We start from the raw sequence: 4,468 nt of genomic DNA, 5'->3' as shown, positions 1-4,468 counted from the left end.
TCCGCCTTGATTTGAAAAAATAAATTCAAAATCAGGAATATGGGAATGGCAATCATCATAGATGCGTTATGAAAACGGCTTTCGCTAATGGGAATATCACAGTAAACCTTACCGGTCTCTCCATTTACCACCGCATAGGCGATTCGATTGTCCTTTTTATAGCTCAAAAACCAAACCGGAAACATACCCCGCTCCACAGTTACGGATTTGGCACCGATTTTCGTCAAGGAGCGAATGCTTTCATTGTTTAACTGCATGTCGCTTTCCTGAAAGCCCTGCCTTCCCAAGATGGAGGACCAAAGCTGTTGTTCCACCATATGAAGGGCTTTAGGCTCATATTGCTTGGCATCCGCATCCGCCACATCACTGTAAAAGCCTAAAAGGAAGTTCGGACTGAATTCCTTTAAATTCTTCTCGGTAAAGGGGGCAATACAGCCGGCAATCGTATCATCAAAGCGGGTGGAGGCATCATAGGGGATGTTGTTAAACTTTCCCTGGAGCTGTCCGGAAAGGGCATAACGTTCCTGATATTGATAGCTTCCGCTTCGATATTCCTTTAGTCCCTCCAATGCCAAGGGCTCATCCACCTCAAAGCTATAAAGCCAGTAGGGAAGGTAATACCCCACAAACCTTTCCAGATACTCCGAATTTTCCAGTTCCTTATCATGGTAGATAGCGGAACGAACCTTGTCCTGATAACGCTTTTTACAATCCTCCTTGGTAAGCTGGAAGGGAATGATTTTCTGAGGCATCTCCGCCTGCTTCATTCGACTGGTAAAAACCACGGAGGAACCGCAGTAGGCACAAAAGCCTGTACCGGAGAAATCCGTACTCTCTATCTCCGCCCCGCATTGGGGGCAGGTAAATACCTGGGTATCGTAGTACTCCTGTACCACTCCTTCAACGGTCTTATCCTTATCGTAGGGATTAAAAACGGAGTCGCATTGTTGACATTTCAGGCTTTGGGTTTTGATATCAAAGAGTAATTCTCCTGCACAATTCGGGCAACGGGCCATTTTTCCTCCTGTCTATTCCAATCTACTGTTTCTTAGGCTTTCATAAATTTTTTCTTTTTAAATCTTTGGTGTTCTCAGTAGAATCTCTTCTCTCTTCGGTCCATTGGAAACCATGGTAATGGGAACCTCCAACTCCTTCTCAATAAAGTCGATATAGTCTCTGCACTCCTGCGGGAGATCCTCATACTTACGAATTCCGCGGATATCCTGCTTCCAGCCCTTCAATACGGTATATACCGGCTTAGCCTTTCTTAATAAGGGAGTTACCGGAAAATCACGAATCACTTCTCCATCGATTTCATAGCCGGTACAAATGGGAATCTCATCCAAATATCCCAGGGGATCCAAAACGGTCAAAGCCACCTGGGTTGCTCCCTGTAAAGCGCATCCATAACGGGAGGCCACCGCATCGTACCAGCCCACACGTCTGGGACGTCCCGTGGTTGCCCCGTACTCTCCCTTATCTCCGCCTCTCTTACGAAGCTCCTCCGCCGCTTCTCCGAAGAGCTCGCTGACAAATTCGCCGGCTCCTACCGCAGAGGAATAGGCCTTGGTAACACAAACCACATCGGTAATGGCATAGGGAGGAATTCCTGTTCCCACAGCACCGTAGGAAGCCAAGGTATGACTGGAGGTAACCATGGGGTAAATACCGTGGTCAGGATCCTTCATGGTTCCCAGCTGTCCCTCCAGTAAAATCTTCTTTCCCTCTTTAATAGCGGTTCTCAGGAATAAGGAAGTATCCTTTAAAAATGGCTTAATCTCTTCTCTTTGCTTCTTAAGCTCTGCTAATACCGTATTGAAATCCAGAGGCTCCTTGTCGTAGAGATTGGTAAACAAGGCATTCTTGATTTCCAAAATTTTCTTCAGACGTTCCTCTAAAATATCATCAAAGTAGAGCTCATTAAACTGTAAGCCGATTTTGGCATATTTATCGGAGAAAAATGGAGCAATACCGGACTTAGTGGAGCCGAAGCTCTTCTTTCCTAAACGCTCCTCCTCATAAGTATCTTGTAACACATGGTGGGGAAGCATTACCTGGGCACGGTCGGAAATGTAAATCTTTGGCTTCGGTACACCGGCCTCCTCCAAAGACTTCAGCTCAGCCAGAAATTTTCCGATATCCACGGCAACACCATTCCCCAAAACACAGGTCACATTGGGGTTAAACACTCCGCTGGGCAGAAGGTGCAAAGAAAAACGACCATAAGGATTGATGATGGTATGTCCCGCATTGGCTCCTCCCTGAAAACGAACTACGATGTCCGCAGATTCCGCCAAATAGTCTGTAATCTTCCCCTTTCCTTCATCTCCCCAGTTTGCACCGACAATTGCTTGAACCATACTTGTTCCCCTTTCTTACATTTGAATTGTATAATGCAGTGCGATTGCACCCTAAACAGCTAGTATCAAAAAGCTAGTATCAAAAAACTAGTCTTTTTTAATCAATCTTGTGATCCACTGATACACATAAAAAAGACTGGGAAGAATCATGACACAGAACAATAAGGCCAGCATATACTCCTTCTTTCCCCCGGTGAATGCCAGAAACAATAAGGCTATCAGGGCAAGACAAAAAAGTATTAAAGTGAAAATGGCTATTCCTCTCTTCATATCTTTTCCTTCCTCAGTATACAAAATTTAAAAATATCACACAAGATGCTTGTTTTAATTCTTAAAGCTTTATTTCTACGGAAAGATTTAACAGCTCTTTATTCTTTTCCAGCAAGGGAGCAATATCCGTAGCAATAAAATCCTCCACCTGCTCCTTGCAACGACCGATATATTTTTCCGGAATCAAAAGCTCCTCTAAATCCGACTTTTCCAAAGGAAATTCCGGATCCTCCGTAATCCTTTGCAGTAAATCATTGTCCAGGCCGTCTCTTTTCACTCTTAAGCCTGCCTCCATGGAGTAGCTTCTGATTTTTTCATGGAGCTCCTGCCGGTCTCCCCCTCTTTTCACCCCATCCATCAGGATGTTTTCCGTAGCCATAAAGGGAAGCTCTTCCCGAAGATGCTTTTCAATCATTTTCGGATAAACCACCAAAGCGGAGGCCACATTGTAATAGAGATCCAAAAGCCCGTCTGTAGCTAAAAAGGCATGGGGCACGGAAAGTCTCTTATTTGCAGAATCATCCAAAGTCCGTTCAAACCACTGGGTTGCGGCAGTCATGGGAGGATTCTGACTCTCCGCCATGACGAAGTTGGCAAGGCCCGCAATTCTTTCACAGCGCATGGGATTTCTCTTATAGGCCATGGCACTGGAACCGATTTGCTTTTTCTCAAAGGGCTCCTCCACTTCCTTCAAATGCTGTAAAAGCCGGATATCATTGGAAAACTTATGGGCGGATTGAGCGATTCCGGACAGAATCGCCAGAATCTTGGAATCAATTTTTCTGCTGTAGGTTTGGCCGGATACGGGATAAACTCCCGGGAAATTCATTTTCCTTGCAATCTTTCTGTCCAGCTCTCTACATTTTTCATGGTCTCCTTCGAAAAGCTCCAGGAAGGAGGCCTGGGTTCCGGTAGTTCCCTTGGAACCTAAAAGCTTCAAGGAAGAAATACATTCCTCCACATCCAGAAAATCCAGATACAAATCATGTAGCCAAAGACTGGCTCTTTTTCCAAGGGTTACGGTCTGTGCCGCCTGAAAATGGGTATAGCCAAGCATGGGCAGTCCTCTATACTCCATGGCAAAGTCTGCTAAGACCTTCATGCAGTTTAAAAGCTTTTTCCGAAGAAGCTTTAATCCCTCCCGCATGGTAATCAGATCCGTATTGTCTCCCACATAGCAGGAGGTGGCTCCCAGATGAATGATTCCCTTTGCCTTTTCACACTGTACGCCATAAGCATAGACATGGCTCATCACATCATGGCGAACCTCTTTCTCTCTAGCCATGGCTACATCGTAATTGATATCCTCTGCATGCTCCTTTAATTCCTGAATCTGCTCTTCGGTAATGGGGAGCCCCAGTTCCTTTTCACTTTCCGCCAGAGCGATCCACAGCTTTCTCCAGGTTTTAAATTTAAAATCGGAAGAAAAGATTTCCTGCATCTCTTTGGAAGCATAACGACCGGACAATGGGCTTTCGTAGCTTTGATGACTCATGATTCCTCCCTTATTATTTCAAAACATCTGCCATACTGTAGTTTCCCGGCTCCTGTTTTTTCAGGAAAAAGGCAGCGGTAATAGCGCCCTTTGCAAAGATTTTCCGACTGTAGGCGGTATGATTTAAGCTGATTACCTCATCTTCACCGGCAAAAATTACCTCATGAATACCGGGAATGGTACCTCCACGAAGGGAAGACATGCCGATTTCTCTCTTCTCTCTGGCGGTATCTCTTCCGGAACGGTCATAAACCATCTCTAAGCTTTCTCCGATTCCCTCTTCTACAGCCTTTTCCAGCATTAAAGCGGTTCCGCTGGGGGCATCCTTTTTTCTACGATGATG

General features: G+C 45.3%; 5 protein-coding genes. All 5 read right to left on the bottom strand.

The features are described 5' to 3' along the window. Positions 1–1,016: zinc ribbon domain-containing protein (locus RYO92_RS10880; RefSeq protein ID WP_315370393.1), on the bottom strand; the 1,016-nt coding region annotated here is incomplete at its 3' end. Positions 1,017–1,073: 57 nt separating this feature from the next. Then, positions 1,074–2,360: an adenylosuccinate synthase gene (locus RYO92_RS10875; RefSeq protein WP_007156008.1), complete on the bottom strand. Its 1,287-nt coding sequence runs from the start codon at positions 2,358–2,360 to the stop codon at positions 1,074–1,076. 87 nt (positions 2,361–2,447) lie between these two features. Then, the gene (locus tag RYO92_RS10870; RefSeq protein WP_040648282.1) at positions 2,448–2,630 is read right to left on the bottom strand and encodes a hypothetical protein; all 183 of its coding nucleotides are present in this window, start codon (positions 2,628–2,630) and stop codon (positions 2,448–2,450) included. A 61-nt stretch (positions 2,631–2,691) separates the two neighbouring features. Next, a complete protein-coding gene (gene purB, locus RYO92_RS10865; RefSeq protein WP_442945657.1) occupies positions 2,692–4,128 on the bottom strand; it encodes an adenylosuccinate lyase in 1,437 nt (478 codons plus the stop codon). A gap of 10 nt (positions 4,129–4,138) precedes the next feature. Next, a partial coding sequence (locus RYO92_RS10860; protein ID WP_315370391.1) for a 4-hydroxy-tetrahydrodipicolinate reductase occupies positions 4,139–4,468 on the bottom strand: 330 nt, incomplete at its 5' end.

This window comes from Oribacterium sinus, assembly GCF_963553175.1.
In the GTDB taxonomy this organism is placed as follows: domain Bacteria; phylum Bacillota; class Clostridia; order Lachnospirales; family Lachnospiraceae; genus Oribacterium; species Oribacterium sinus_B.
Note: the sequence above shows the minus strand (reverse complement) of the source record. Positions and strands in the feature narration are given on the sequence as shown.